At 64.1% G+C, this 25,566-nt stretch carries 27 protein-coding genes; 8 read left to right on the forward strand and 19 right to left on the reverse strand.

The features are described from left to right. Nucleotides 1–24 precede the first annotated feature (24 nt). Both LOY45_RS02595 and osmE read right to left on the reverse strand, forming a co-directional pair. Nucleotides 25–555, reverse strand: a complete 531-nt coding sequence (locus LOY45_RS02595; protein WP_010221634.1) for a ferritin-like domain-containing protein — start codon at nt 553–555, stop codon at nt 25–27. A 90-nt stretch (nt 556–645) separates the two neighbouring features. Further along, nucleotides 646–999, reverse strand: a complete 354-nt coding sequence (gene osmE / locus LOY45_RS02600; protein ID WP_038997418.1) for an osmotically-inducible lipoprotein OsmE — start codon at nt 997–999, stop codon at nt 646–648. A gap of 123 nt (nt 1,000–1,122) precedes the next feature. Between osmE and LOY45_RS02605 the strand changes: the two genes are divergently transcribed. Then, nucleotides 1,123–2,013, forward strand: coding sequence for a lipase family alpha/beta hydrolase (locus tag LOY45_RS02605; protein ID WP_115089049.1), 891 nt, complete (start codon nt 1,123–1,125; stop codon nt 2,011–2,013). Here LOY45_RS02605 and LOY45_RS02610 read toward each other — a convergent pair. After that, entirely contained in the window at nt 1,994–2,887 is an 894-nt protein-coding gene (locus LOY45_RS02610) for a DMT family transporter (RefSeq protein WP_115089047.1), read from the reverse strand. The genes LOY45_RS02605 and LOY45_RS02610 overlap by 20 nt on opposite strands. Before the next feature lie 98 nt (nt 2,888–2,985). On the opposite strand from LOY45_RS02610, the gene LOY45_RS02615 reads away from it, so the two are divergent. The 3 genes from LOY45_RS02615 (at nt 2,986) to LOY45_RS02625 (ending at nt 4,643) form a co-directional block, all read left to right on the forward strand. Then, entirely contained in the window at nt 2,986–3,777 is a 792-nt protein-coding gene (locus LOY45_RS02615; RefSeq protein WP_233673527.1) for an AraC family transcriptional regulator, read from the forward strand. Between the two features lie 62 nt (nt 3,778–3,839). Further along, the gene (locus tag LOY45_RS02620; RefSeq protein WP_115089043.1) at nt 3,840–4,121 is read left to right on the forward strand and encodes a PsiF family protein; all 282 of its coding nucleotides are present in this window, start codon (nt 3,840–3,842) and stop codon (nt 4,119–4,121) included. A gap of 111 nt (nt 4,122–4,232) precedes the next feature. Then, nucleotides 4,233–4,643, forward strand: a complete 411-nt coding sequence (locus LOY45_RS02625; protein WP_134064487.1) for a hypothetical protein — start codon at nt 4,233–4,235, stop codon at nt 4,641–4,643. Here LOY45_RS02625 and LOY45_RS02630 read toward each other — a convergent pair. Beyond that, entirely contained in the window at nt 4,625–5,551 is a 927-nt protein-coding gene (locus LOY45_RS02630) for a hypothetical protein (protein WP_134064485.1), read from the reverse strand. The two genes, LOY45_RS02625 and LOY45_RS02630, sit on opposite strands and share 19 nt — an antisense overlap. A 219-nt stretch (nt 5,552–5,770) precedes the next feature. Here LOY45_RS02630 and LOY45_RS02635 point away from each other — a divergent pair, with 219 nt between their 5' ends. Then, entirely contained in the window at nt 5,771–6,778 is a 1,008-nt protein-coding gene (locus LOY45_RS02635; RefSeq protein WP_115089037.1) for an AI-2E family transporter, read from the forward strand. A 108-nt stretch (nt 6,779–6,886) separates the two neighbouring features. Here the strand turns inward: LOY45_RS02635 and LOY45_RS02640 are convergent, their stop codons facing one another. Next, a complete protein-coding gene (locus LOY45_RS02640; RefSeq protein WP_115089035.1) occupies nt 6,887–8,152 on the reverse strand; it encodes an Hsp70 family protein in 1,266 nt (421 codons plus the stop codon). 160 nt (nt 8,153–8,312) lie between these two features. Here LOY45_RS02640 and cbpA point away from each other — a divergent pair, with 160 nt between their 5' ends. Then, nucleotides 8,313–9,272 (forward strand): curved DNA-binding protein, encoded by a 960-nt coding sequence (gene cbpA / locus LOY45_RS02645; protein WP_115089032.1) that lies wholly within the window; start codon nt 8,313–8,315, stop codon nt 9,270–9,272. Between the two features lie 2 nt (nt 9,273–9,274). Next, nucleotides 9,275–9,580, forward strand: coding sequence for a chaperone modulator CbpM (locus LOY45_RS02650; RefSeq protein WP_045196932.1), 306 nt, complete (start codon nt 9,275–9,277; stop codon nt 9,578–9,580). A gap of 111 nt (nt 9,581–9,691) precedes the next feature. On the opposite strand, the gene LOY45_RS02655 is transcribed toward LOY45_RS02650, so the two are convergent. From LOY45_RS02655 to urtA, 7 genes are all read right to left on the reverse strand, one after another. Further along, the gene (locus LOY45_RS02655) at nt 9,692–10,213 is read right to left on the reverse strand and encodes a GNAT family N-acetyltransferase (protein WP_258578707.1); all 522 of its coding nucleotides are present in this window, start codon (nt 10,211–10,213) and stop codon (nt 9,692–9,694) included. Nucleotides 10,214–10,218: 5 nt separating this feature from the next. Further along, nucleotides 10,219–10,746 carry a GNAT family N-acetyltransferase gene (locus tag LOY45_RS02660; protein ID WP_115089028.1) on the reverse strand — a complete coding sequence of 176 codons (528 nt, stop codon included), beginning with the start codon at nt 10,744–10,746 and terminating at the stop codon, nt 10,219–10,221. Nucleotides 10,747–10,784: 38 nt separating this feature from the next. Next, nucleotides 10,785–11,483 carry an urea ABC transporter ATP-binding subunit UrtE gene (gene urtE / locus LOY45_RS02665; RefSeq protein ID WP_115089026.1) on the reverse strand — a complete coding sequence of 233 codons (699 nt, stop codon included), beginning with the start codon at nt 11,481–11,483 and terminating at the stop codon, nt 10,785–10,787. A gap of 69 nt (nt 11,484–11,552) precedes the next feature. Then, nucleotides 11,553–12,374 carry an urea ABC transporter ATP-binding protein UrtD gene (urtD, locus tag LOY45_RS02670; protein ID WP_233673589.1) on the reverse strand — a complete coding sequence of 274 codons (822 nt, stop codon included), beginning with the start codon at nt 12,372–12,374 and terminating at the stop codon, nt 11,553–11,555. Nucleotides 12,375–12,409: 35 nt separating this feature from the next. Next, the gene (gene urtC, locus LOY45_RS02675) at nt 12,410–13,489 is read right to left on the reverse strand and encodes an urea ABC transporter permease subunit UrtC (protein ID WP_258578708.1); all 1,080 of its coding nucleotides are present in this window, start codon (nt 13,487–13,489) and stop codon (nt 12,410–12,412) included. Next, complete coding sequence (gene urtB, locus LOY45_RS02680; RefSeq protein WP_258578709.1) at nt 13,489–14,988, reverse strand: urea ABC transporter permease subunit UrtB; 1,500 nt, start codon at nt 14,986–14,988, stop codon at nt 13,489–13,491. Before urtB ends, urtC begins: the two co-directional genes overlap by 1 nt. Before the next feature lie 144 nt (nt 14,989–15,132). After that, on the reverse strand, nt 15,133–16,398 hold the full coding sequence (gene urtA / locus LOY45_RS02685; protein WP_258578710.1) for an urea ABC transporter substrate-binding protein: 1,266 nt from the start codon (nt 16,396–16,398) through the stop codon (nt 15,133–15,135). 245 nt (nt 16,399–16,643) lie between these two features. Here urtA and LOY45_RS02690 point away from each other — a divergent pair, with 245 nt between their 5' ends. Continuing rightward, nucleotides 16,644–17,219: a hypothetical protein gene (locus tag LOY45_RS02690; protein WP_233673523.1), complete on the forward strand. Its 576-nt coding sequence runs from the start codon at nt 16,644–16,646 to the stop codon at nt 17,217–17,219. On the opposite strand, the gene cycA is transcribed toward LOY45_RS02690, so the two are convergent. The 7 genes from cycA to LOY45_RS02725 all read right to left on the reverse strand — a co-directional run bounded on the left by cycA (nt 17,220) and on the right by LOY45_RS02725 (nt 25,565). Beyond that, nucleotides 17,220–18,647 (reverse strand): D-serine/D-alanine/glycine transporter, encoded by a 1,428-nt coding sequence (gene cycA / locus LOY45_RS02695; RefSeq protein WP_134064477.1) that lies wholly within the window; start codon nt 18,645–18,647, stop codon nt 17,220–17,222. Nucleotides 18,648–18,757: 110 nt separating this feature from the next. Then, nucleotides 18,758–19,780: a FecCD family ABC transporter permease gene (locus LOY45_RS02700; RefSeq protein ID WP_115089013.1), complete on the reverse strand. Its 1,023-nt coding sequence runs from the start codon at nt 19,778–19,780 to the stop codon at nt 18,758–18,760. Further along, complete coding sequence (locus LOY45_RS02705; RefSeq protein ID WP_115089010.1) at nt 19,777–20,727, reverse strand: ABC transporter substrate-binding protein; 951 nt, start codon at nt 20,725–20,727, stop codon at nt 19,777–19,779. The genes LOY45_RS02700 and LOY45_RS02705 overlap by 4 nt, the downstream gene beginning before the upstream one ends. Beyond that, nucleotides 20,724–21,512: an ABC transporter ATP-binding protein gene (locus LOY45_RS02710; protein ID WP_115089007.1), complete on the reverse strand. Its 789-nt coding sequence runs from the start codon at nt 21,510–21,512 to the stop codon at nt 20,724–20,726. Before LOY45_RS02710 ends, LOY45_RS02705 begins: the two co-directional genes overlap by 4 nt. Nucleotides 21,513–21,573: 61 nt before the next feature. Continuing rightward, nucleotides 21,574–22,941, reverse strand: coding sequence for a PepSY-associated TM helix domain-containing protein (locus tag LOY45_RS02715; RefSeq protein ID WP_115089006.1), 1,368 nt, complete (start codon nt 22,939–22,941; stop codon nt 21,574–21,576). A gap of 56 nt (nt 22,942–22,997) precedes the next feature. Further along, a complete protein-coding gene (locus LOY45_RS02720; RefSeq protein WP_115089004.1) occupies nt 22,998–25,064 on the reverse strand; it encodes a TonB-dependent copper receptor in 2,067 nt (688 codons plus the stop codon). Nucleotides 25,065–25,142: 78 nt separating this feature from the next. Beyond that, nucleotides 25,143–25,565, reverse strand: a complete 423-nt coding sequence (locus LOY45_RS02725; RefSeq protein WP_115089002.1) for a DUF2946 domain-containing protein — start codon at nt 25,563–25,565, stop codon at nt 25,143–25,145. Between the last annotated feature and the right edge of the window lies 1 nt (nt 25,566).

Consider the following 25,566-nt stretch of genomic DNA (forward strand, 5'->3'; position numbering starts at 1 on the left):
AGCGGACTTGACCCGCGATAAGGTCTACAGGCCTTGCAGCAAATCCGCCATGTCGTCGGCGTGCTCCTCTTCCTGGGCCAGGATGTCTTCGAAGATCCGCCGCGTGGTCGGGTCGCTCTCGCCGATGTACTGGATGATCTCGCGGTAGCTGTCGATGGCAATCCGCTCGGCGATCAGGTCTTCCAGGACCATCTCCTTGAGGTTGCTGCCGGCGACGTACTGGGCATGGGAATTCTTGCTCAGGTTGTCCGGGTTCAGGTCCGGTTCGCCGCCCAGCTGGACGATGCGTTCGGCCAGTTTGTCGGCGTGCTCCAGCTCCTGGGTGGCGTGCTCGAGGAATTCGTCAGCTGCGACACTGGCCTTGATCCCGCTGGCCATGTAGTAGTGGCGCTTGTAGCGCAGGGCGCAGACCCACTCGGTGGCCAGCGACTCGTTGAGCAGGCGCAGGATTTTTTCCCGGTCGGCGCTGTAGCCTTCGGTCACGGCGCCCTGCTCGACATGCTGGCGGGCACGCTCACGCAGGGTTTTAACATCGGTCAGTTCAACGTTGCTCATCATCATCTCCAGGCTGAAAACGGATAGATCTTCACGCTCTGTCGGCGCGCTGGTTACTAAAGCTGTGAGTCGCCAGCACGGGGAAAAGTTTTATAGCTTGGCCTTGGCCTTTTCGACGGCCTCGTCATCGACCTGGCGTTGTTCGCAGGTCTTGAAGCCCTTGGCGTCGACATGGCCGGTGGCATCGAAGCGCACGTAATAGGCCTGCTGCTTTCCGTCACGGTTGAGGATGTAGTTGTTGCAGGTACCGCCGTGGGGCAGGTCGATCACCGTCGATGGGCTGCCGCCAATGGCAATCACCCGCTGCATGGTCATGCCGTTCTCGACCTGCTTGACCAGCGGCTCTTCGTGATAGGTGACGTAGTCCACCGGGTTTTCCGGGCGGCTGCCGCAGGCGGCCAGGGTGGCGGTGGTCAGGAGGATGGCCAGGGTCTGTTTGTACATGGTTGAGCTCCTTGCTGAGGGTCTATTGGCTTGGAACCCCAGCGAGCGGCGGGAGTTCGATTGCGATTGCCATCGAAGAGCCTGTAGTGTTGGGCGACTGTCCACGGAACGGGGAATGCAGCCATGGCCCAAGGGCTCGCCACGCGTTATCCACTGGTGCTGGTGCCAGGCATGCTCGGGTTTGTCCGCCTGCTGCTGTATCCCTACTGGTTCGGGATCGTTTCGGCGTTGCGCCGGGGCGGGGCGACGGTGTTTGCCGTGCAGGTGTCGCCGCTCAACTCCTGCGAGGTGCGCGGCGAGCAGTTGTTGCTGATCATCGAGGACCTTCGTCGGCGCACTGGCGCCGACAAGGTCAACCTGCTTGGCCACAGCCAGGGCGCCCTGACGGCGCGCTATGCGGCCGCCAAACGGCCGGAATGGGTGGCGTCCGTCACCTCGATTGCCGGGCCCAATCACGGCTCGGAGCTGGCCGATCACCTGCATGACTATTACCCCGCCGACTCCGCGCGCGGCCGTGTGCTCAAGGCTCTGCTGCATGGGCTGGGGGTTTTGATGGGCTGGCTGGAGACCGGCTGGCGCGGGCCGAAACTGCCGATTGACGTCCACGCCTCGCACCAGTCGCTCACCAGTGCCGGCGTGGCGCGCTTCAACCAGGCTTATCCACAGGGCCTGCCGACCACCTGGGGCGGCGAGGGACCGGCCGAGGTGAATGGCGTGCGTTACTACTCCTGGTCCGGCACCCTGCAACCGGGCCGGACCGATCGCGGCCTCAACCGCCTGGACGGCAGCAATCGCTTCTGCCGCCTGTTCGCCCGCACCTTCGTGCGGGAAAAGGGCCAGTGCGACGGCATGGTCGGGCGCTTCAGCTCGCACCTGGGCCAGGTGATCGGCGATGACTATCCGCTCGATCACCTGGACATCGTCAATCAGTCGCTAGGTGCGGTGGGCAAGGGCGCAGAGCCTGTGCGGCTGTTCACCGAACATGCTGCCAGGCTCAAGGCTGCGGGACTGTAGCGCTGCGGCGCAGGGGTGTTTTCCAGCGTTCGGCGAGGATCACCCCGACCAGGGTCAGCACCCCGCCCACCAGGTGATAGAGGGCCAGCTGCTCGCCCAGCACCATGGCAGCGATCACCGCTGTCACCGCTGGCAGCAGGTTAAAGAACAGCGTCGTGCGGCTCGGGCCCAGACGGCTGACCCCCTGCATCCAGGCCAGCGGCGCGATCATCGAGGCCAGTACGCAGGCGTAGATCACCAGGCCGATGTTGCCCGCGCCCAGGCCGGTCTTTTCCGAGAACAGGAACAGCGGAAACAGCACGATGATCGCCACCAGCACTTGCAGATACAGCAGCTGCAGCGGTGGGATGCGCAACTGCCACTTTTTCAGCAGGGTGCTGTACACCGCATAAGCCAGGGTCGCGATCAGCATCAGCGCATCACCGCCGTTGACCCCGTGTTGCACCAGCACCGCCAGATCGCCAGCCGACACCACAACCAGCACGCCGATGAACGACACCACCGCGCCAATCAGCGCACCGATGGTCAGGCGCTGGCCGAGGCTGATGATTGCCAAGGCCAGGGACATCAGCGGCATCAGCGAGAGGATGATGCCCATGTTGGTAGCGCTGGTGATGGCGGCGGCGAAGTAGGCCAGGCTCTGGTACACCGCCATGCCGAGTACGCCGAGAATGAAAATCTTGCCCAGGTTCGGACCAATCGCCGCCCAGTTGCGCAACACCGGCCGCAAAAGAAAGGGCGTGAACAGCAGGCCGGCGAGCAGCCAGCGATAGAAGCCGATCTCGGCCGGGAAGATCGCCCCGGCAGACATCTTGGTGACCACGGTATTGCCGGCCCAGATGAAGATTGCCAGCAATGGAAACGCATAATTCATGAAACAGGAACTCTTGAGGGTACAGGCAGCTATTATCCGCTTGTCTGTCTTGTTGTTTATACTTGTATCCAGACAACCTGCCCATAGATCCAGACAGCATGTCGATAAAGTACGTAAAAATTCCGCAATTCGAGGCTTTGCCGGCCCCGGTGTATTTTCGCTACGACGAGTTCGGCGCCGATACCCACAGCGCCGCCCATCGGCATGCCTGGGGCCAGCTCAACTATGCGGCGCACGGCATCATGCACCTGGAAATCGACGGCCAGCGCTTCATCTCGCCGCCGCATTATGCGGTGTGGGTGCCGCCCGATACCGAGCACAGCTGCTACAACCCGCAGGCCATCGTCTATCGCTCGGTGTACCTGGATCGCGCCCTGTGCCAGGGCCTGCCTGGCGAACCGTGCACCCTGGTGATCAGCGACATTCTCAAGGCCATTCTTGGCGATTTCGCCGCCCGTGACGTCAAGGTCCCTGAAGATGAAGCCGACCAGCGCCTGGCCCGGGTGCTGGTCGACCAGTTGCGCCGCGCACCGACCCAGACCTGCTACCTGCCCTACGCACGCAGTGCCGGCCTGGGCGATGTGCTGCAGGCTCTGCATGCCGAGCCCGGCGACAATCGCCCGCTCGGCCATTGGGCCGCCAGCGTCCATGTCAGCGAACGCACCCTGGCCCGGCAGTTCATCCGCGAGCTGGGCATGAGCTTTGGCGAGTGGCGCCTGCGCCTGCGATTTCTGCGCGCCATCGAGGCGCTGGAGCAGAACCTGCCGATCCAGCAGATTGCCTTCGACCTGGGTTACAGCAGCGCCTCGGCGTTCATCGCCATGTTCCAGCGCCAGGCCCACTGCACGCCTGAGCAGTACCGGCGCCGGGCTCGCGCTGGAGGTTTGTAAGAGTATTTGTCTACACTCTCGCCAAGGCTGCGCGTGGTGCGCGGCGACCAGGAGAAAACGCCATGAAGATGGTGCGTGTGCCGTTGCTGTTGCTGGGATTGCTGATGTGTTCCCAAGGTTTTGCCGCTACGGCGCAACAGGAAAAAATGAAGACCTGTAACGCCGACGCCACGGCCAAGGCGCTCAAGGGCGATGAACGCAAGGCGTTCATGAGCACCTGCCTGAAAGCCAAACCGGCGACCCAGCAGGACAAAATGAAAACCTGCAACGCCGACGCCACCACCAAGGCGCTCAAGGGCGACGAGCGCAAGGCGTACATGAGCGACTGCCTGAAGAAAAAGTAACGTCTGCTGCTGGCGGCAGGCCCGCGGTTCTTGCGAGCCTGTCGCCACCCCCCTATGATCCGCGGCCCGGGCAGGGTGGTTCATCCTGCACACTTCATCGCCAGGATCTTCATGAAAACGGACTTCAACTTCTCGCGCCAGCATCTGTTGCTCGGCTGCTCGGCGTTCTTTGCCGCAGCGTTTTTCCTCTACTCGATTGCCACGATCAACTACTGGATCGACGGCAGTGACCTGGCCTTTTTCAGCCTGCTGACCCTGTTGTCGGTCACCGCGCTGTTCAACATGATCTGCGGCAAGGAGATTGCCACCAGCCTGAGCCTGGAAGAGGGCAAGGTGCACTATTTCGACGGCAAGCAGTACCGGGTGGCGGTGCCGGTGGAGGAGATCACCGAGGTCAAGGTGCAGAACCTGTTGCTGTGCAATCGCCTGATCGTCGACTTCAGCGGCTCGCGCCGCCTCAGCCGCTTCAATGTCGAGAACGCCGAAGCCTTTCGCGACCAGCTTCAGTCGTCGGCGGCGTAAGTCACCGACTCGAGCCGGTCCAGGCCCTCGCCGATAAACAGCGAGAACGGCCGGCCGGCGCGGTTGGCCAGGTCCCGGCAGTCGCTCTGGAGCATGCCGATACGCAGGTCCTTGCCCGGATTCAAGTTCAGGCTCTGCTTGCCCAGCGAGCCGACCTCGAAGGCCATCTCGAAGGGGCGCCACGGGCTGCGCTGCGGCGTCCCCTCGGCTTGCCAGGCCTTGACCTGGCCGTTGTGGATTCTCTCCCGCAGGGTCGGGTCCTTGAAGTCGAAGCGTGCCGGCAGTTGGGCGAAATGCATCGGCGCGTACTCGATAATGACCTGCGCGCGTTCCGGCGGGCCATCGTCGCGCTGCACGATCGACCTGAACTTGAATGGGCCACCGGACACCTCGGCCAGCACGTGACAGGTGATGATGCTCGACACTTCACTGTTGTTCTCGGCGGCAAGCGTGCGCTCGCGCAGCGTGGCACTGGAAAGCGCTTCGATACGATTGCCAAGCTTGAGCTGCAGGGTGACTGGTCCCTGGATGCTTTTGACCGCCTCGCTAAAACCGTCGAACCTGGCGCCCGGCGCGTGCGGTTCAAGGGTGACATCGACTTCCCAGGAAGCGGCGGCACGAGCCCGGGGAATTTCGTCGAACAACTCGCGCAGGGCTTGGCGCTTACCGGCATCGAGCGAGCGTGAGACGTTGATCCGCAAGTTCTGCCGGTGGTCATCGTCAAGCTCGACCTCGATGTCTTTTGGATCGATTTTCAGTGCCAGGATGGCCTGGTACAGGTCATCGCCGTATTGCGGCCTGAGGTCGCCATAGTAGGCGCTTACCGGCTGCGCGAAATGCAGGGTGGCGAAATCTTCCGAACAGCCGCCAAGCAGCATCAGCGGAAGCAGGACAAGCAGTTTGCGCATGGTCTGGAACTCTTTGCCTTGAAGGTGGGAAGGCACAGAGGGATTCCTGTTTCGCCTACCTGCGAAAGCGCCTGCGCGGCGCCACCATTCCATTGGGGGCGGCAATCATAGAAACATCACAACGGCATTGCCAGCCGCAGCGCCGCTGCGTGCCACTATGCCTGCCGGACGAAGGCTGGCAGACTGCCGGTTTTCCATGCCGTCGCCTTTCGAGGTTGTATGACCTTTACTCAGCGCCAGATCACCCTGGCCAGTTGGATCATCGTCTTCACCGGCCTGTTGCTGGTGTTGCCGCTCAAGTTGTTGCCGAGCCTGCTGGCCGGGCTGCTGGTGTTCGAACTGGTCAACATGCTCACCCCCAAGCTGCAGCACCTGATTGCCGGGCAACGGGCACGCTGGCTGGCGGTAGCGTTGCTGGGCACCCTGGTGGTCAGCACCCTGACGTTGCTGTTCGCCGGTGCCATCAGCTTCCTGCTGCACGAAGCAGAAAACCCCGGGGCGTCCCTGGACAAGTTCATGTTGTTGGTGGATCAGGCTCGCGGACAGCTGCCGCCGTTCATCGACGCCTACCTGCCGGCCAGTGCCTCGGAGTTCAAGGTAGCCATCGGCGACTGGCTCAAAACCCACCTGGGTGAGCTGCAACTGGTGGGCAAGGGCGCGGCGCACATGTTCGTCACCCTGCTGATCGGCATGATCCTCGGCGCCATCGTCGCGCTGCAGCGCATTCCCGACATCTCCAAGCGCAAGCCCCTGGCGGCGGCGCTGTTCAACCGCCTGGCGCTGCTGGTGCAGGCGTTTCGCAACATCGTCTTCGCGCAAATCAAGATTTCCCTGCTCAACACCTTCTTCACCGGCATCTTCCTCGCCGTGGTGCTGCCGCTGTTCGGCGTGCATCTGCCACTGACCAAGACCCTGATCGTGCTGACCTTCCTGCTCGGCTTGCTACCGGTGATCGGCAACCTGATGTCCAACACCCTGATCACCATCGTCGGCCTGTCGTTGTCGATCTGGGTGGCGATGGCGGCGCTGGGCTATCTGATTGTTATCCACAAGGTCGAGTACTTCCTCAACGCGCGGATCGTTGGCGGGCAGATCAGCGCCAAGTCGTGGGAGCTACTGTTGGCGATGCTGGTGTGCGAGGCGGCGTTCGGACTGCCTGGGGTAGTGGCGGGGCCGATCTATTACGCCTATTTGAAGAGTGAGTTGCGCCAGCAAGAGCTGGTGTGAACTGAAGGCTATCGCCGGCAAGGCCGGCTCCCACAGGGATAGTGTGCAGCAATACTTTGTGGGAGCCGGCGTTGCCGGCGAAAGGGCCGCAACGCGGCCCCGGCTATCTCAGCCGTAACGCTTGCGCGCCTCGATCGCCAAACCGCTGCCAATGCTGCCAAAGATGTTGCCTTCGACATGCCGGGCATTCGGCAGCATCGCCGCCACGCTCTGGCGCAATGCCGGGATGCCGCTGGAACCGCCGGTGAAGAACACCGTATCGACCTGCGCCACACCCACGCCAGCCTTGGTCAGCAGTTCGCTGACACTGCCGCGCACGCGCTCGAGCAGGTTGTCGATCGACTCTTCGAACAGCGCCCGGCTCAGTTCGACGCTGAGCCCCGGCTCGACCCGCTTGAGATCGACCAGGCGGCGATCGTTGTGGGTCAGTTCGATCTTGGTCTCTTCCACTTCCATCGCCAGCCAGTGCCCGGCGCGCTGCTCGATCAGCTTGAACAGGCGGTCGATGCCGTCGGTGTCTTCGATGTCGTAGCGCATGCTGCCCAGGGCCAGCTGGGATTTTTGCGAGTACACCGAGTTGATGGTGTGCCAGGTGGCCAGGTTCATGTGGTGGCTGGTCGGCATGAAGGCACCGCTCTTCATCCGGCTGCCGTAGCCGAACAGCGGCATCACGCCCTGCAGGCTCAGCTGTTTGTCGAAGTCGGTACCGCCGATGTGCACGCCGCCGGTGGCGAGGATGTCCTGCTGGCGGTCGTCGAGCATGTGCCGCTCAGGGGCCAGGCGCACCAGCGAGAAGTCCGAAGTACCACCGCCGATGTCGACGATCAGCACCAGCTCTTCGCCCTGGATGTTCGACTCGTAGTCGAAGGCCGCGGCAATCGGTTCGTACTGGAAGGAGACTTCCTTGAAGCCGATTTTCTTTGCCACTTCGGCCAGGGTGTCTTCGGCTTCCTGGTCGGCGGCCTGGTCGTCATCGACGAAATGCACCGGGCGGCCCAGCACCACCTCGTCGAAGGCGCGGCCGGCGTTGGCTTCGGCGCGCTTTTTCAGCTCGCCGATGAACATCCCCAGCAGGTCCTTGAACGGCAGCGCGGTGCCCAGCACGCTGGTGTCGTGCTTGATCAGCTTGGACCCCAGCAGGCTCTTGAGCGAGCGCATCAGGCGGCCTTCATAGCCTTCGAGGTATTCGTGCAGGGCCAGGCGGCCGTACACCGGGCGGCGCTCCTCGATATTGAAGAACACCACCGACGGCAGGGTGATCTTGCCGTCTTCCAGGGCGATCAACGACTCCACGCCCGGGCGATGCCAGCCGACGGTGGAGTTGGAGGTGCCGAAGTCGATGCCGCAGGCACGGGCCGGGGATGCTTGACTCATGGATTGTACTTCCGGGGGAAAAACGGCCGCGCAGTTTATGCCAGCTGGCAGCAGAATCAAGACCGATTATCTGCTTTGCAGCAAACCCATGAGCACCTTGAAAGGCTATGCTTGACCCCAATCTACAAAAGCATTCGATTAACCCATGGTGATTCCTTAGATGGACTTCAAAGACTACTACAAGATTCTTGGCGTAGAGCCCACAGCGGATGACAAGGCGATCAAGACCGCCTACCGCAAGCTCGCGCGCAAGTATCACCCCGACGTCAGCAAAGAGCGTGACGCCGAGGAGAAATTCAAGGAGGCCAACGAGGCCTATGAAGCCCTGAGCAATCCGGAAAAACGCGCCGAGTACGACGAGCTGCGCAAATACGGCCAGCATGGCCGGCCGTTCCAGGGCCCGCCGGGCTGGGAAAGCCGCGGCTCGGCCGGTGCCGGCGGTTTTGGCGACGGTGGCGATTTTTCCGATTTCTTCAGCTCGATCTTCGGTTCGCGCGGTGGCAACGGCAATCCTTTTGGCCGCGGCCAGCAACGCAGCGCCGGACGGCGGGGGCAGGACGTGGAAATGGAACTGGCGATTTTCCTTGAGGAAACCCTGTCCAGCGAATCCAAGCAGATCAGCTTCCAGGTGCCGCAGCACAACGCCCACGGCCAGCGCACGGGCTTTACCACCAAGACCCTGAACGTGAAGATCCCGGCCGGCGTCAGCGACGGCGAGAAGATCCGCCTCAAGGGCCAGGGCGCGCCGGGCGTCGGTGGCGGCGCCAATGGCGACCTGTTCCTGACCATTCGCATGGCACCGCACCCGCTGTTCGATGTCGAAGGTCATGACTTGATCATCACCGTGCCGCTGGCACCGTGGGAGGCCGCCCTGGGCACCAAGGTGGCGATGCCGACCCTGACCGGCAAGGTCAACCTGACCATCCGTCCGGACAGCCAGAACGGCCAGCGCCTGCGCATCAAGGGCATGGGCCTGAGCAACAAGCAGGGCCAGCGTGGCGACCTGTATGCGCAATTGAAAGTGGTGATGCCGAGCCACTCCGATGCCGCAGCCCGTGAGCTGTGGACCAAGCTGTCGGAAAAGGCCGCGTTCAACCCGAGGACACAATGGAGTAGCTGATCATGAGCAGTACCCTGATCGTTCAACTGGACATGCAGACCCTCTGTCAGGAAGCCGATCTGCCGGCGGCCTACGTGATCGAAATCGTCGAACACGGCATTGTCGAGCCTTCCGGGCGAACGCCGGAAGACTGGCTGTTTGACGATCAGGCGCCGGTGCTGGCCAAGCGTGCGGCGAAGCTGCATCACGATCTGCAACTGGAGTGGGAAGGGGTGGCGCTGGCCCTGGAGCTGCTGGAGGAAGTGCAGCAACTGCGCAGCGAGAACAGCATGCTCAGGCAACGCCTGGGGCGGTTTGTGCAGGGCTGAGTTCATTGCGTCCGCTGCGCGACCGATCGCCGGCAACGCCAGCTCCCACACTGGCCCTGTGCATGCAGTACCCTGTGGGAGCCGGCCTTGCCGGCGATTGGCCCTGAAGACCTAGAGCAATTTGTAGTACAACGCCGTCGCCCGATAAACCCCGTCCGGCCCGCAGGCGTAATCCGGAATCTCGCCCGCCTTGCTGTAGCCCAGCGATCGATAAAAAGCTTCGGCCCCCGAGCCGACCTCGGTATCCAGGTAAAGCATGCCGCGCTGCTTCTGTCGCGCCGCCAGTTCCAGCGCGTGCATCAACTGCTGGCCCAGGCCACGGCGCCGTGCCGCGCTATGCACCAGCAGCTTCTGTACTTCCGCCCGGTTCAAACCGTTGGGCTTGAGGCACAAGCCCAGCTGGACACTGCCCAGCACTTCCTTGTCCTTGCCCACCACCCACAGCAACAGCTCGCCGCTGACCAGGCGCTGCCTTACCTCCTCGAAGTAACGCTCGGCCTGCTGCACATCGATAGCCGCCAGAAACCCCACCGAGGCGCCGTGTTGCACGGCATCAAGCAGCAACGCCACCAGGCCGTCGCGGTAATAGGCAAGGCTTTCATGGGTTACACGATTAAGCTGCGCAGCATTCACAGGCGTCACTCCATTGTCGGGGGCAGGGCATCCGGGTTGAGGATCAACTGCATGAAGGTCAGGTCCAGCCAGCGGCCAAACTTCACCCCGACCTGGGGCATCTGCCCGTTGAGGGTGAAGCCCAGGCGCTGGTGCAGGCGAATCGAGGCGGCGTTGCCGCTTTCGATGGCAGCGACCATCACGTGTTTGTTGCAGGCGCGGGCCCGTTCGATCAGCGCGTGCATCAGCTTGGGGCCCAGGCCGTTGCCGCGCTGGTCGTTGCGGATGTACACCGAATGCTCGACGGTATGGCGAAAACCTTCGAACGGCCGCCAGTCGCCAAACGAAGCATAGCCGAGGACTTGATCGGCAGCGTCCACCGCCACCAGGATCGGATAACCCTGGGCCTGGCGGGCTTCGAACCAGGCCTGGCGGTTGCCCAGGTCGACCGCTTGCTCGTTCCAGATCGCCGTGGTGTTGAGCACGGCATCGTTGTAGATCTCGCGAATGCCCGGCAGGTCGGCAGGCACGGCATCGCGCAGCAGGTAAGTCATGGCAGGTTCTCGAACAGGGGCACGGTGATCGGCTCAGGTTAAATGGTTACCAGGCCGCGCACACCCTCGGCTTCCATATTTTCGCCACGTCCGGACTGGATGATTTCACCGCGGGACATCACCAGGTACTGGTCGGCAAGCTCAGCGGCAAAATCGTAGAACTGCTCGACCAACAGGATGGCCATGTCGCCCCGGGCGGCAAGTTTGCCGATCACCGCGCCGATTTCCTTGATGACCGAAGGCTGAATGCCCTCGGTGGGCTCGTCGAGGATCAACAAGCGTGGCTGGCTGGCCAGGGCGCGGCCGATGGCCAGTTGTTGTTGCTGGCCGCCGGAGAGGTCGCCGCCACGGCGCTGTTTCATCTGCAGCAGCACCGGGAACAGCTCGTAGATGAAGCCCGGCACGCTTTTGGCCTGGCTGGCGCCAAAGCGCGACAGGCCCATCAGCAGGTTCTCCTCGACGCTCAGGCGCGGGAAGATCTCGCGGCCCTGGGGCACGTAGGCGATGCCAGCGTGCACCCGCTGGTGCGGCTTGAGTGCGGTGATCGCCTGGCCTTCCCAGTGCACGCTGCCTTCGCGGGTGGGCAGCAGGCCCATCAGGCAGCGCAGCAGGGTGGTCTTGCCGACGCCGTTACGGCCGAGCAGGCAGGTGACTTCACCGACCCTGGCCTCGAAGGACAGGCCGCGCAGGATGTGACTGCCGCCGTAGTATTGGTGCAGGGAGTCGATTTTCAGCATGTCTGATGTCCTTTGTTGGTCTTATCGCGGGGCCTGTGGGAGCGGGCTTGCCCCGCGATGCTCTGCAAGTCACCTTCCCAGATAAACCTCGATCACCCGGTCATCCGCCTGCACCTGCTCCAGCGACCCTTCAGCCAGCACACCGCCCTGATGCAGCACGGTGACGTGGTCGGCGATGCTGCCGACAAAGCCCATGTCATGCTCGACCACCATCAGCGAATGCTTGCCGGCCAGGCTTTTGAACAGTTCGGCGGTGAATTCGGTTTCGGCATCGGTCATGCCCGCGACCGGTTCGTCGAGCAGCAGCAATTGCGGGTCCTGCATCAGCAGCATGCCGATCTCCAGGAACTGCTTCTGGCCGTGGGACAGCAAGCCGGCCTGACGCTGGGCCGAGCCGCTCAGGCGAATGGTCTGCAGGATCTCGTCGATGCGGTCGCGCTGCTCGCCACTCAGGCGCGCAACCAGGCTGGCCAGCACCGACTTGTCGGCTTTCTGCGCCAGCTCCAGGTTCTCGAACACGCTCAAGGCCTCGAACACCGTCGGCTTTTGGAATTTGCGACCGATCCCGGCCTGGGCGATCTGCACCTCGCTCATGCGCGTCAGGTCCAGGGTGTCGCCGAACCAGGCCTTGCCGCTGGTGGGGCGAGTCTTGCCGGTGATCACATCCATCAGCGTGGTCTTGCCGGCGCCGTTGGGGCCGATGATGCAGCGCAGTTCACCGACGCCGATGTACAGGTTGAGGCTGTTCAGTGCCTTGAAGCCGTCGAAGCTGACGTTGATGTCTTCCAGGGTCAGCACCGTGCCGTGGCGCACGTCCAGGCCTTCGCTGCGGCGCTGGCCAAGGCCGATGGCATCGCGGCCGCTGCCGGCGTCGAGGATCGGTTCAAGCATGAATTCCGGGTGCACCGGCGGTAGCGGGATGACTCTCATTGTTCGCCCCTTTTCTTCAGCAGACCGACCACGCCCCGTGGCAGGTACAGGGTCACCAGGATGAACAGCGCACCGAGGCAGAACAGCCAGTATTCGGGAAAGGCCACGGTGAACCAGCTCTTCATGCCGTTGACCAGGCCGGCGCCCAGCAGCGGCCCGATCAGCGTGCCGCGCCCGCCGAGAGCGACCCACACTGCGGCTTCGATGGAGTTGGTCGGCGACATTTCGCTGGGGTTGATGATGCCCACCTGCGGCACGTACAAGGCCCCGGCCAGACCGCACAGCACCGCGCTCAAGACCCAGACGAACAACTTGAAACCGCGCGGGTCGTAGCCGCAGAACATCAGACGGTTCTCGGCATCGCGCAGGGCAGTCAGTACCCGGCCGAACTTGCTCCGGGCCAGGCGCCAGCCCAGGTACAGGCTGGCCACCAGCAAGGCGACGGTGAGCAGGAACAGCACCGCACGGGTGCTTTGCGCGGTGATTTCAAAGCCGAGGATGCTGCGAAAATAGGTGAAACCGTTGTTGCCGCCAAAGCCGGTCTCGTTGCGAAAGAACAGCAGCATGCCGGCGAAAGTCAGGGCCTGGGTCATGATCGAGAAGTACACGCCCTTGATCCGCGAGCGGAAGGCAAAGAAGCCGAACACCAGCGCCAGCAGCCCCGGCGCCAGCACCACCAGGCACAGGGCCCAGGCAAAGTGCTGGGTGCCGGCCCAGTACCAGGGCAGCTCGCTCCACGACAGGAAGGTCATGAATGCTGGCAGGCCATCACCAGACGCTTCGCGCATCAGGTACATGCCCATGGCATAGCCGCCGAGGGCGAAGAACAGGCCGTGACCCAGCGACAGCAGCCCGGCATAGCCCCAGACCAGGTCCAGGGCCAGGGCGACGATGGCGTAGCAGAGGATCTTGCCGACCAGGGTCAGGGTGTAGGCCGAGACCTGCAGGCTGTGCCCGGCCGGCAGCAGCGACAGCAATGGCAGGGCCAGCAGCACCAGCAGCACCACGGCGCCGATAGCCAGGGTCCAGCGCGGGCCGGCCTTCTGGCTGGCGGTAACAAGCAGAGGCTGGTTCATCAGTCGATTACCCGTCCCTTGAGCGCGAAGAGGCCTTGCGGGCGTTTCTGGATGAACAGAATGATCAGCGCAAGGATGAGGATCTTGCCGAGCACCGCACCGATCTGCGGCTCCAGCAGCTTGTTGGCGATGCCGAGGCCAAAGGCCGCCCAGAGGCTGCCGGCCAGCTGGCCGACGCCGCCAAGCACCACCACCAGGAACGAGTCGATGATGTAGCTCTGGCCCAGGTCCGGGCCGACGTTGCCGATCTGGCTCAGGGCCACGCCACCGAGCCCGGCGATACCGGAGCCGAGGCCAAAGGCAAGTATGTCCACCCGCCCGGTAGGCACGCCGCAGCAGGCGGCCATGTTGCGGTTCTGGGTGACTGCACGCACGTTCAGGCCCAGGCGCGTGCGGTTGAGCAGCAACCAGGTCAGCAGCACCACGAACAGGGCGAAGGCGATGATCACCAGGCGGCTGTAGGGCAGCACCAGGTTGGGCAGCACCTGGAGGCCACCGGAGAGCCAGGCCGGGTTGGCCACTTCGACGTTCTGTGCGCCGAACAGCAGGCGGATGGCCTGGATCAGGATCAGGCTGATACCCCAGGTGGCCAGCAGGGTTTCCAGCGGGCGGCCGTACAGGTGGCGGATCACTGTGCGCTCCAGGAGCATGCCGACCCCGGCGCTGACGGCGAAGGCCACCGGCAGGGCGATCAGCGGGTAGAACTCGATGGCCCCGGGCGCGTAGCGTTGCACCAGGATCTGCACCACGTAAGTGGCGTAGGCGCCGAGCATGAGCATCTCGCCGTGGGCCATGTTGATCACTCCGAGCAGGCCGAAAGTGATGGCCAGGCCCAGGGCGGCAAGCAACAGGATCGAACCCAGCGACAGGCCGCTAAAGGCCTGGCCGAGCAGCTCGCCGAACAGCAGCTTGCGTTTGACCTGGGCCAGGCTGGTTTCGGCGGCGGTGCGCACGCCGGCGTTGCTTTCGACACCGGGTTCGAGCAGGGCTTGCAGACGCGTGCGGGCCATGGGGTCGCCGGTTTCGCCGAGCAGGCGCACCGCAGCCAGGCGTACGGCCGGATCGCTGTCGACCAGTTGCAGGTTGGCCAGTGCCAGGCCGAGGGCGGCATGCACGGCGGCGTCGGCTTCGCTGGCGAAGCGCCGGTCGAGGAAGGCGACCTGTGCCGGCTGGGCGCTTTTTTGCAGTTGCTGGGCAGCAGCCAGGCGCACCTCGGCATCGGCACTGAGCAACTGATGGCTGGCCAGGGCGTTATCCACAAGTCCGCGCAGGCGGTTGTTCAGGCGCAGCTTGCGGGTGTCGTCGGGGGCAATGCGGCCTTGTTGCAGGGAACTCAGCAGTTCAAGGCGGGCCGGGTCCGGTTGCGCCGCCCAGTCCTGGAGCAGGCGCGCCTGCTCATTGGCCTTGGCGGCGATGAAGTAGTCGGCGTCGGCTGCCTGGGCGGCTAGCGGCAAGAGCAGGAGCAAGCCGAGGAAGAGGCGCTGGAGGGCCTTGGGCATAGCGGGATCCGTCGCGGTTGTGGAATGTCTCAGGGCCTCATCGCTGGCAAGCCAGCTCCCACAGGCATTGCAGTGTCTGTGGGTATGCGCGGTCCTTGTGGGAGCTGGCTTGCCAGCGAAGGGCCGCAAAGCGGCCCCGACAACTCAGTTGCCTTTCACCGCATAATCCGGCCGCTTGTCGTTGCCCGGAATGAACGGGCTCCACGGCTGTGCGCGCAGCGGTTGTTCGGTTTCCCAGACCACATTGAACTGCCCGTCATCCTGGATCTCGCCGATCATCACCGGCTTGTGCAAGTGGTGATTGGTCTTGTCCATGGTCAGGGTGTAGCCGGACGGCGCCTTGAAGGTCTGCCCGGCCAGGGCCTCGCGGACTTTGTCGACATCGGTGGACTTGGCCTTCTCCACCGCCTGGGCCCACATGTGGATGCCGACGTAGGTGGCTTCCATCGGGTCGTTGGTCACCGCCTTGTCGGCGCCCGGCAGGTTCTTGGCCTTGGCGTAGGCCTTCCAGTCGGCGACGAACTGGCTGTTGACCGGGTTATCCACCGATTCGAAGTAGTTCCACGCCGCCAGGTGCCCCACCAGCGGCTTGGTGTCGATGCCGCGCAGTTCCTCCTCGCCTACCGAGAAGGCCACCACCGGCACGTCGGTGGCTTTCAGGCCCTGGTTGGCCAGCTCCTTGTAGAACGGCACGTTGGAGTCGCCGTTGACCGTGGAGATGACCGCGGTCTTGCCGCCGGCGGAGAACTTCTTGATGTTGGCGACGATGGTCTGGTAATCGCTGTGGCCAAACGGCGTGTAGACCTCTTCGATGTCCTTGTCGGCCACGCCCTTGCTGTGCAGGAAGGCGCGCAGGATCTTGTTGGTGGTGCGCGGGTAGACGTAGTCGGTACCCAGCAGGAAGTAGCGCTTGGCGGCGCCGCCGTCTTCGCTCATCAGGTATTCCACTGCCGGGATCGCCTGCTGGTTGGGCGCGGCACCGGTGTAGAAGACGTTCGGCGACATCTCTTCGCCCTCATACTGCACCGGGTAGAACAGCAGGCCGTTGAGCTCTTCGAACACCGGCAGTACCGACTTGCGCGACACCGAGGTCCAGCAGCCGAACACCACCGCGACCTTGTCCTGGGTCAGCAGCTGGCGGCCCTTCTCGGCGAACAGCGGCCAGTTCGATGCGGGGTCGACCACCACCGGCTCCAGCAGCTTGCCGTTGACCCCGCCCTTGGCATTGATCTGTTCGATGGTCATCAGGGCCATGTCCTTGAGCGAGGTCTCGGAAATCGCCATGGTCCCCGACAGCGAATGCAGGATACCGACCTTGATGGTCTCGGCGGCCTGGATGCTCCAGCTCAGGCCCATCGCCGCGATGGACGCGCTGAGGGTAAAGGCCTTGATCAGACTGCGACGCTTCATAGTGCTCTCTCCATGGAATCGGATGTTCTGTTGGGCAGATGGCGACTTCGCCAAGAGCGTTAGCAAGGGCTGTGCCGAGTGGTGCGAGGCGCTCTGGGGCGCGGTTTGCACGATGAATCGCGGCTGCTGGCAAGCAGGCTTGCACCGTGATGGCGCTGTGGCCGGTGCGCGGCAAACGGGTCTGCACAGCTTTGGTTCGTGCAGGTATCATCGCCGCCTTCGAAAGCAGTTCAGGGACGACGACAGTGAGCAAGCTCGCGTGTGCAGGGATGATGATGGCCGGCGTGTGGGCCGCAATGGGGCAGGTGCAGGCCAGCGAGCCGTCCTCGCTGTATTTTCGTTGCACCATGACCGCTGCCCAGTACGCCGAGGTCAAGGCCGCGCCGCCGGGTGGTGCGCCAGCCTTCGACGATTGGCAGCAATGGTTCGACAGCCAGGGGATGTATGGCCCGGGCAAGGTCAGGAGTGAAGACCTGCGGCCGCTGGTAGCGCGAAACCTGAGCGAGCTGGTCGGTGTCAGTGGCTGGGGCACGTACTCCGAGTACGACGAGAAGGCGGGCGCCTGGCGCTTCGCCCTGTTGCAGTTCAGCGAGAACTACGGCGAGATGATCTCGCTACTGGCGCCACTGCGCAGCGTCGCGCCGTACTGCGCCGCCGACTCCGACAGCTTCATGCTGGTCTATTCGTACATCTGGGGCGACGGCGATAACGCCTACCTGACCCTCAACGGCCGCAGCCAGTTCGCCAAGGCACCGACGCCGGCCCAGCGCGAGGAGGCCGACGCGGTGCTGGCCGAACTGCTCAAGGCCAGCGAGGGTTGATCAGCCCTGGCGGGAGCTGACGCTTTCAAGCTGGGCTTGACGATTGCGCCGCACGAACTGGTAAGTGACGGTCAGCAGCACGAACCACAAAGGCGTGACAATCAGCGCCTGGCGGGTATCGTGCTCAAGGCTCAGCAGCACCAGGATGAAGGCGAAGAACGCCAGGCACACCCAACACATCAAACGCCCGCCGGGCATCTTGTACTTCGAGGCCTGGTGCAGCGCGGCGCGCTGTTTGCGGTAGTTCAGGTACGACAGCAAGATCAGCGACCAGACGAACATGAACAGGATCGCCGACACCGTGGTCACCAGGGTGAAGGCTTCGACCAGATCCGGAATCACGTACATCAGCAGCGCCCCGGCCAGCAGGCAGGTGCACGAGAACAGCAGGCCGCTGGCCGGCACGCTGCGCTTGGACAACTGCTCGAAACGCTTGGGCGCATCACCCTGCTGGGCCAGGCCGAAGAGCATGCGGCTGGTGGAGAATACGCCGCTGTTGGCCGACGAGGCCGCCGAGGTCAGCACCACGAAGTTGATGATGCTGGCCGCCGCCGGCAGGCCGGCAAGCACGAACAGTTCCACGAACGGGCTCTTGCCCGGCACCACGTCACGCCACGGTGTCACCGCCATGATGGTGATCAGCGCCAGCACGTAGAAGACGATGATGCGGATCGGGATCGAGTTGATTGCCCGCGGCAGGTTGCGCTCCGGGTTCTTCGCTTCGGCAGCGGTGGTGCCCACCAGTTCGATGCCGACGAAGGCGAACACGGCAATCTGGAAGCCGGCAAAAAAGCCCATCAGGCCATGGGGGAACATGCCCTGGTCGTTCCACAGGTTGGCAAGGTCGGCGGTGCGCCCGGCGGGCGACTGGAAGCCGGCCATGACCATGTACAGGCCGGTGCCGACCAGGGCGACGATGGCGATGATCTTGATCATGGCGAACCAGAACTCGATCTCGCCGAACATCTTCACCGTGATCAGGTTCAGCGACAGCAGCAGGCCGACACAGGCAATCGCCGGCGCCCACTGCGGCAGGTCGGGGAACCAGAACTGCGAATAGGCCGAGATCGCGATGACGTCGGCGATGCCGGTGATGATCCAGCAGAACCAGTAGGTCCAGCCGGTGAAGTAGCCGGCCCAGGGGCCGAGCAGGTCGGCGGAGAAATCGATGAACGACTTGTAGTTGAGGTTCGACAGCAGCAGTTCGCCCATGGCACGCATGACGAAGAACAGCATGAAACCGATGATCATGTAGACAAAGATGATCGACGGGCCGGCCAGGCTGATGGTCTTGCCCGAACCCATGAACAGCCCGGTGCCGATGGCGCCACCGATGGCGATCAGCTGGATGTGGCGGTTGGACAGGCTGCGTTGCAGGTGGTCATGGTCAGTGGGTGCGGGGTGTTGCGGGGGCAGGTTCGCGGTCATAGGCAGGCATTCCGTTGAGGTCGGTCTTGTTGTGCGCCGCTAGGCTAACACGCGCCTTCCTGGCGCTAGCGCGACAATACGTCTCAAGGCGCGGGCGGTGTTGACCGTGATCAACGTCGGCGCATCAGGCCGATAAAGAACAAGCCGCCAATGGCCGCGGTGGCGATGCCGATGGGCAGGTCCTCGGGCGAAATCAGCGTGCGCGCGGCAACGTCGACCCAGATCAGGAACAGGCTGCCCAGCAGCAGGCACACCGGAAGCAGGCGGCTGTGCTCGGCACCGACCAGGCGCCGGGCGATGTGCGGCACCATCAGGCCGACAAAGCCGATCGAGCCGCTGATCGCCACCAGCACGCCGGTCAGCAACGAACAGATCAGAAACGCCAGCAGGCGCACCTTGCGTGCATTCAGGCCAAGGGTCACGGCGGTCTGCTCGCCGGCCATCAACGCGTTCAGCGAGCGGGCCATGCCCAGCAGCAAGGCCAGGCCCAGCAACACGCTGATGGCCGGGATCGGCAGCAGCTCCCAGCGCGCCAGGCCCAGGCCGCCGAGCATCCAGAACATCACCGCCGAGCTTGCCCGGTGATCACCGAGAAACAGCAGCAGGTTGGCCGCCGCCATCATCACAAAGGCCACCGCCACGCCGCACAGCAGCAGGCGGTCGCTGTCCAGGCGGCCGTGGCGGCTGGCGATGGCCAGCACCAGCAGCATGCTGCACAGCGCGCCGATAAAGGCTGCCAGGGGCAAGGTCAGCACCCCGAGCAACTCGCCGATATGCAGCACCACCAGCACTGCCCCCAGGGTCGCCCCGGAGGTGACGCCGAGCAGGTGCGGGTCGGCCAGTGGGTTGCGTGTCACTGCCTGCAGTACCGCGCCGATCATTGCCAGACCGCCGCCGACCAGTGCCGCCAGGAGCATGCGCGGCACCCGAATCAGCCAGACGATATGCTCCTGGCCGGTGCTCCATGCAGGGGTGTCGGGCGTAATGCCGAACACCTTGAACAGCAACACGCGCCAGACCACCTCGACCGGCACCGGCGCCGAACCGAAGCCCAGGGAGACCACGCAGGACACCAGCAGCAGGCCGAACAGCCCAAGCAGCAACAGCCGATGACGGGAGCTTGCGGACCTCATGCGCCGTGCAGGCTCGCGGCGATGGTCTCGATGGCTTCGACGTTCTCAAGGCTTGGCGTGGCTGCTACGTAAGGGATGACCACGAAGCGCTTGTTGCGGATCGCAGCCACCGATTGCAGTGCCGGGTGTTGTTCGAGGAACGCCTGCTTCTGCGCGGCGCTGACTTCGCCATAGTCGACGATGACGATCACCTCGGGGTTGCGCTCGACCACGCTCTCCCAGTTGACCCGGGTCCAGCTGGCCTCGATGTCGTCAAGTACATTGCGCCCGCCCGCAGCGGCGATCAGCGCTTCGGGCATGCCCAGGCGCCCGGAGGTCATGGCCCGGTCTTCGCCGCTGTCGTAGAGGAACACACGTGGACGTTGTGCCGGCAAGTGCTGTTGCACCACGGCGACGCGCTCCTGCATCTGGCCGACCAACTGTTCGGCGCGGTCCTGCACGTCGAAGATCCTGCCGAGGTTGCGCAGGTCGGTATAGGTGTCGTCCAGGCTGGCTGCCGGGCGCTTCATGACAAAGGCGCAGGATTCGGTCAACTCGTACACCGGGATGCCCAGCGGCGCCAGGCTCTGTGGCGTCAGGTCGCCGCCGACGCGCATGCCGTAATCCCAGCCGGCGAAGAGGAAGTCGACATTGGCGTTGAGCAGGGTTTCCACCGACGGGTACTTGGCCGCCAGTTCCGGCAGGCCGGCGAGTTGCTTGCGCAACTGCGGGGTCACCGCCTTCCAGCCGCTGACGCCGCTGTAGCCGACCATGCGCGAGCGCAGGCCGAGGGCGAGCATCATCTGGGTCATGTTGATGTCGTGGCTCAGGGCATGCTCCGGGGCCTTGGTGAAGGTCACCTGGCGGTTGCAGCTCTGCACCGTCAACGGGTATTGGGTGGCCTCGGCGAAAGCGCCGGGGCTGGCCAGCAGCAAGGCCAGGCCGAGCAACAGGATGGATCGAATCATCGCTGGGTTATCCAGGTAAGGCGAGGGTGGTCAGCCAGAGGGTGGCGGTCGATCAGCGCTTGTACGCCGAAAACCTCGTGCAGCAATTCAGCGGTCAGCACCTGATCAGGCGTGCCGCTGGCGACGATGCGCCCGTGGTCGAGCACGTACAGGCGATCACAGAAGGCCGCGGCCAGGTTCAGGTCATGGATGCTCGCCAGGGTACCGATGCCCAGGCGGCGCACCTGCTGCAGCAGTTCCAGCTGATAGCGCGGGTCGAGGTGGTTGGTCGGCTCATCGAGGATCAGCACCTGGGGTTGCTGGACCAGGGCGCGGGCGAGGATCACCCGCTGCTTCTCGCCGCCGGACAGGCTGGCGAAAGTGTGGTCGTCAAAGCCCTGCAGGCCGACTGCCTGCAAGGCCTGTTGCACCAACTGGCGATCCTCGTGGCTGTCGCCGTCGAACAGGCTTTTGTGCGGGATGCGGCCCATGGCGACCACTTCCTCGACATTCAGGCCGAAGGCATCGGGAAACTCCTGCAGCACTACGGCGATGCGCTGGGCGCACCAGCGCGACGACTGCTGCCACAGGTCATGCTCGCCCAGGCGCACCCGGCCGCGCTCCGGTTTGTTGAAGCGGTAGGCGCAGCGCAGCAGGCTGGTTTTGCCGCTGCCGTTGGGGCCGATCAGACCGACGAATTCGCCGGCACCGACCTGCAGCTCAACGTCGCGCAGCTGGAACTGGTGGTGGCAGTGGCCGTGGCCCAGGGGCGACCAGTGCAGGTCGCTGATACTCAGGGTGCTCATCAAGGTCCTGCGGGCCTGCGGGCGATGACGCCGAAAACAGGCCCGTATCGAAAACGGGCGCTCATGTTAGCGGATTTGTCCGGGCCAGCGGTTGTGCATAACGATCAACCAACCACACCAGCAGCATCGAGCCACCCACCAGCGGGAATGCCGCACCCAGGATCAGCATGATTACTGTCGCGGTCTTCCAGCGCGGCAGGTCATGACGCAGTGGCGGCACGCCGAGGCCGCCTTCGGGACGGCGCTTCCACCACATCACCAGGCCGCTGACCGAGCCGAGCAGAATCATCAGGCAGATCAGCAGGACAACAATCTGGTTCAGCGGACCGAACATCTTGCCCTCGTGCAGCATCACCCCGAGCTCGGTGGCGCGGGCGACATTGTTGTAATCCTGCCAGCGCACATCCACCAGGACCTTGCCGGTGTACTGGTCGACATGCAGGGTGGCGTCGTTGCGCGGGTCATCGGCGAACACGGCGATGGTGTACACGCCTTCGGCGCTGGTCGGCAGGGTGATGCTGTAGCCAGGTTCGACGCGGCGGGTGTTGGCCAACTCTTCGATCTGTTGCAGGCTGACCTGCGGTGCTGGCGCTGCGCCGGAGCCCATGCTGTGGCCGGCATGCTCGGCGTGGGCCCCGGATTGCGGCATCGGTGTGTTTTCCATGGCCCAGGGCACGGTCTGGCGGCTGGCGTTGTTCAGCGCCCGGGCTTGCTGGTCGGATTGCGGTACGTCGTTCCACATCGCCGCCGGAAAGCGGTTCCACAGGTCAGCGTATTGCTTGCCCCAGAAGCCGGTCCAGGTCATGCCGCTGAGCAGCATCAACAGCAGCAGGGCCGAGCCCCAGAAGCCGGTGACCGCATGCAGGTCGCGCCACAGCAGGCGCCCGCGCGCGTTCCGGCGCGGCCACAGCACGCCGCCCGTACGTTTGCCACGCGGCCACCAGAGGTACAGGCCGGAGACCACCAGCACCACGCCCCAGCCGGCAGCCAGCTCCACCAGGCGATCGCCGGTGGTGCCGATCATCAGTTCGCCATGCAGGGCGCGGGCGACGGCCTGCAGGTTGTTCTGCGCGTCCTGCGCGCCGAGCAGCTTGCCGCTGTAGGGGTCGACGAACACGTTCAATTCACGGCCATCGTTGTGCACCACGAACTGCGCACTGCGGTCATTGGCCAACGCCGGCAGGTACTGGCTGACCTGACCTTTGGGGTAGGCCTGTTGCACCTGTTGCAGCAGGCTGTCGGCGTTTTGCCGGTGATGCCCGGCCTCGACCACCATCAAGTCGCGGTACAGCAGCGGGTCGAGCTGCGGCTTGAACAGGTAGATGATCCCGGTGATCGCCAGCAGGATCATGAACGGCGCGACGAACAACCCTGCGTAAAAGTGCCAGCGCCAGGCCAGGTTGTAGAAGGATACTTGCGGTTTGCCCATGGAGCGCTCCCGTGTTGCCTGGGTAGGGCGCGATCAGTGATCGCACCCGGGTTGGATCAGAAACTCAGGTCGACCTTGGTCCAGAACGTACGCCCTGGTTCGTTGATCGGCTGCGGGTCGGTGGCCGGGTAGCCGAAGCCGGCGTTGCCCGCCAGGTTCAGGTGTTCGGCGTAAGCCTTGTCGAACAGGTTGTCGACCCCGGCACTGAGCTTGAGGTTGTTGCTGACCTTGTAGGCGCCGTTGAGCGAGAACACGCCGAAACCACCGCTTTTTTCGTAGTCCTTGCCCACTACGTTGCCGGAGTTCTCGGCGATGCGGTTCTGCGCCGCCACCAGGCGCCACAAGGCGCCGGCGCTCCACACGTCACGGCTGTAGGTCAGACCCAGGCGGCTTTCCAGCGGTGGCATCTGCGGCAGTGCCTTGCCGTCGCTGCTGTTCTTGCCCCAAGCGTAGGCCAGGGTGGCGTCAGCTTTCCAGTTGCTGGTCAACTTGTACGCCGCGCCCAGTTCGCCGCCCATGATCCGCGCGTCGATGTTCTGCGCTTGCGAGCTGGGCATGCCCATCATCCCCGGCCGGTAGTCGAAGAGGATGTAGTCGCGGATCTGCCCGACATAGCCCGACGCCCAGGCGTCGACGGTATCGGTCTGGTACTGGATGCCGAAGTCGAGCTGGGTGGTTTTCTCCGGCTTGATGCTGTCGAAGGCGTTGACTGAGCCGGCCGGGCCGGATTTGGGCGAGAACAGCTCCCAGTAGTCGGGGAAGCGCTGGGCGTGGCCGAGGCCGACGTAGGTGGTGGCGGGGATATCCACCAGGTCATGCTCGTAGCGGATAAAACCGCTGGGCAAGGTATCGGCGCGGGTGTCGCCGCGGGTGGCGCTGGTGGCCCGATAGTCCTTGGCCGAGGCGCGGTCCAGGCGGGCACCGGTGATCAGCCGGTCCTGTTCGGCGGCGTACCAGGTCAGTTCGCCGAACACCCCGTAGTTGTGGAAGTCGGCGTCCTTGGTCCAGGCCATGTGCTTGTGTGCATCGACGCCCATGCCGCCGCGCTGGCGGTGCTCGTTGGTTTGCGCGTCGATGCCGCTGATCAGTTGCAGGTCATCCCAGCGCCAGGTGCCCTTGATCCGCCCGCCGAGGGTGCGACGGTCGACGTTGCTGACCATGGGCATGCCCATCATGCCCATGCCCGAGGGCGTGCGCAGGCTGTAGTTGTCCATCACGTGGTCGGCGTAGTTGTAGTAGACCTGGGCTTCGAGCTTGTCGAAGACCTCGCCGATGTTGGACTTCTCGAAGCGCAGGCCAAGGCTTTCGCGCTTGAACTGCGAACCGTCCATGCCACGGCCGGCATAGCGGGCCTCGCCGTCGCCCTTGCCGGCGGTCAGTTCCACCAGGGTATCGGCGTCCGGGGTCCAGCCCAGGGCCACGTCGCCGTTCCACTTGTCCCAGCGCGACGGCACGGTGTCGCCATTGCCGTCTTCATAGTCGTCGGAGCGCGACTGGTTGCCGACGAAACGCGCATAGCCGTAGCGGTTGCCCGCTGCGGCATCCAGCACCTTGTCGAAGCGGCCGTTGGAGCCGCCCAGCAGGCTGGCATTGACCCGGCTGCCAAGCTCGCCGAATTTCTCCGGCTCGCGATCGAAGAGGATGGTCCCGGCCGAGGCGCCCGGGCCCCAGATCACGCTTTGCGGACCCTTGATCACGGTCAGGCGGTCATAGGTTTCCGGCGAGATGTACGAGGTGGGGGCGTCCATGCGGTTGGGGCAGGCGCCGAGCATCACGCCGCCGTTGGTGAGGATGTTCAGGCGTGAGCCGAACATGCCGCGCAGTACCGGGTCGCCATTGGTGCCGCCGGCGCGAATCGCCGAGAAGCCGGGGATGGTCTTCAGGTAATCGGCGCCATCACTGGCCGGTACCGGCTGGCGTGGGTCCTTGGGGTTGGTGACGATGGTCAGCGGCGAGCTGGGGGCGACGGCGGTGATCACCGTCGGGCTCAGCTCGTTATGCTCATGCAGGTGCTCGTCATGGCCCTGGCTGGCGGCCAGGACCAGGGGGCTGAGCAGGGTGCCGCAAATCACGGCGATGGTCCCTTGCAGGGACAGACGAAAAACAGCGGTGCAGCCGGACATAATGATTCCAACATCGATCAGTCGTAAGGGTGCGCGCAGTCGACGGCAGATACCGGACTTCGGGCGCGGGTAGTGGGTTCAGACGACGATGAAGGCGGGTGGCGCGCGGCTGCGGGCGCCGGGGAATACCGTCTGCCGGGCATGCCCCTGGCGCGGGTGAACGAGCAGTTGGCTGTTGGCGGGGACGGCTTCAGTGTTGAGCAGGCTCAGCGCCTGGGGCAATGCCGGGCAATGGAAGAACAGGCTGCAATAGCCGCACTTCTCCCAGATTACCTTTAGCGACGGGCTGCTGCCGTGATGGCTGTCGGCATGGCAATCGGCGGCGCTGTCCATGGCCATGCTCATGCCGGCTGGCATGGCACGGTGATCCATCGGCATCGACTGGGAAACCAGTGGGCCGATAAAGATCATCAACATGGCGAACAGGCTCAGCCAGCTGCCGCGAACCGTCCTGGACTCAGGACGCGCGGGGCGGGTGAACCTGCTGCGGGCGCTAGTCACG

The organism is Pseudomonas wadenswilerensis (genome assembly GCF_024749185.1).
Classification (GTDB): Bacteria; Pseudomonadota; Gammaproteobacteria; order Pseudomonadales; family Pseudomonadaceae; genus Aquipseudomonas; species Aquipseudomonas wadenswilerensis.

Coding starts and splice junctions, on each gene's coding strand:
- LOY45_RS02595 (WP_010221634.1), bottom strand. CDS start 555: ATGAGCAACGTTGAACTGACCGATGTTAAAACCCTGCGTGAGCGTGCC.
- osmE (WP_038997418.1), bottom strand. CDS start 999: ATGTACAAACAGACCCTGGCCATCCTCCTGACCACCGCCACCCTGGCC.
- LOY45_RS02605 (WP_115089049.1), top strand. CDS start 1,123: ATGGCCCAAGGGCTCGCCACGCGTTATCCACTGGTGCTGGTGCCAGGC.
- LOY45_RS02610 (WP_115089047.1), bottom strand. CDS start 2,887: ATGAATTATGCGTTTCCATTGCTGGCAATCTTCATCTGGGCCGGCAAT.
- LOY45_RS02615 (WP_233673527.1), top strand. CDS start 2,986: ATGTCGATAAAGTACGTAAAAATTCCGCAATTCGAGGCTTTGCCGGCC.
- LOY45_RS02620 (WP_115089043.1), top strand. CDS start 3,840: ATGAAGATGGTGCGTGTGCCGTTGCTGTTGCTGGGATTGCTGATGTGT.
- LOY45_RS02625 (WP_134064487.1), top strand. CDS start 4,233: ATGAAAACGGACTTCAACTTCTCGCGCCAGCATCTGTTGCTCGGCTGC.
- LOY45_RS02630 (WP_134064485.1), bottom strand. CDS start 5,551: ATGCGCAAACTGCTTGTCCTGCTTCCGCTGATGCTGCTTGGCGGCTGT.
- LOY45_RS02635 (WP_115089037.1), top strand. CDS start 5,771: ATGACCTTTACTCAGCGCCAGATCACCCTGGCCAGTTGGATCATCGTC.
- LOY45_RS02640 (WP_115089035.1), bottom strand. CDS start 8,152: ATGAGTCAAGCATCCCCGGCCCGTGCCTGCGGCATCGACTTCGGCACC.
- cbpA (WP_115089032.1), top strand. CDS start 8,313: ATGGACTTCAAAGACTACTACAAGATTCTTGGCGTAGAGCCCACAGCG.
- LOY45_RS02650 (WP_045196932.1), top strand. CDS start 9,275: ATGAGCAGTACCCTGATCGTTCAACTGGACATGCAGACCCTCTGTCAG.
- LOY45_RS02660 (WP_115089028.1), bottom strand. CDS start 10,746: ATGACTTACCTGCTGCGCGATGCCGTGCCTGCCGACCTGCCGGGCATT.
- urtE (WP_115089026.1), bottom strand. CDS start 11,483: ATGCTGAAAATCGACTCCCTGCACCAATACTACGGCGGCAGTCACATC.
- urtD (WP_233673589.1), bottom strand. CDS start 12,374: ATGCTTGAACCGATCCTCGACGCCGGCAGCGGCCGCGATGCCATCGGC.
- urtC (WP_258578708.1), bottom strand. CDS start 13,489: ATGAACCAGCCTCTGCTTGTTACCGCCAGCCAGAAGGCCGGCCCGCGC.
- urtB (WP_258578709.1), bottom strand. CDS start 14,988: ATGCCCAAGGCCCTCCAGCGCCTCTTCCTCGGCTTGCTCCTGCTCTTG.
- urtA (WP_258578710.1), bottom strand. CDS start 16,398: ATGAAGCGTCGCAGTCTGATCAAGGCCTTTACCCTCAGCGCGTCCATC.
- cycA (WP_134064477.1), bottom strand. CDS start 18,647: ATGACCGCGAACCTGCCCCCGCAACACCCCGCACCCACTGACCATGAC.
- LOY45_RS02700 (WP_115089013.1), bottom strand. CDS start 19,780: ATGAGGTCCGCAAGCTCCCGTCATCGGCTGTTGCTGCTTGGGCTGTTC.
- LOY45_RS02705 (WP_115089010.1), bottom strand. CDS start 20,727: ATGATTCGATCCATCCTGTTGCTCGGCCTGGCCTTGCTGCTGGCCAGC.
- LOY45_RS02710 (WP_115089007.1), bottom strand. CDS start 21,512: ATGAGCACCCTGAGTATCAGCGACCTGCACTGGTCGCCCCTGGGCCAC.
- LOY45_RS02715 (WP_115089006.1), bottom strand. CDS start 22,941: ATGGGCAAACCGCAAGTATCCTTCTACAACCTGGCCTGGCGCTGGCAC.
- LOY45_RS02720 (WP_115089004.1), bottom strand. CDS start 25,064: ATGTCCGGCTGCACCGCTGTTTTTCGTCTGTCCCTGCAAGGGACCATC.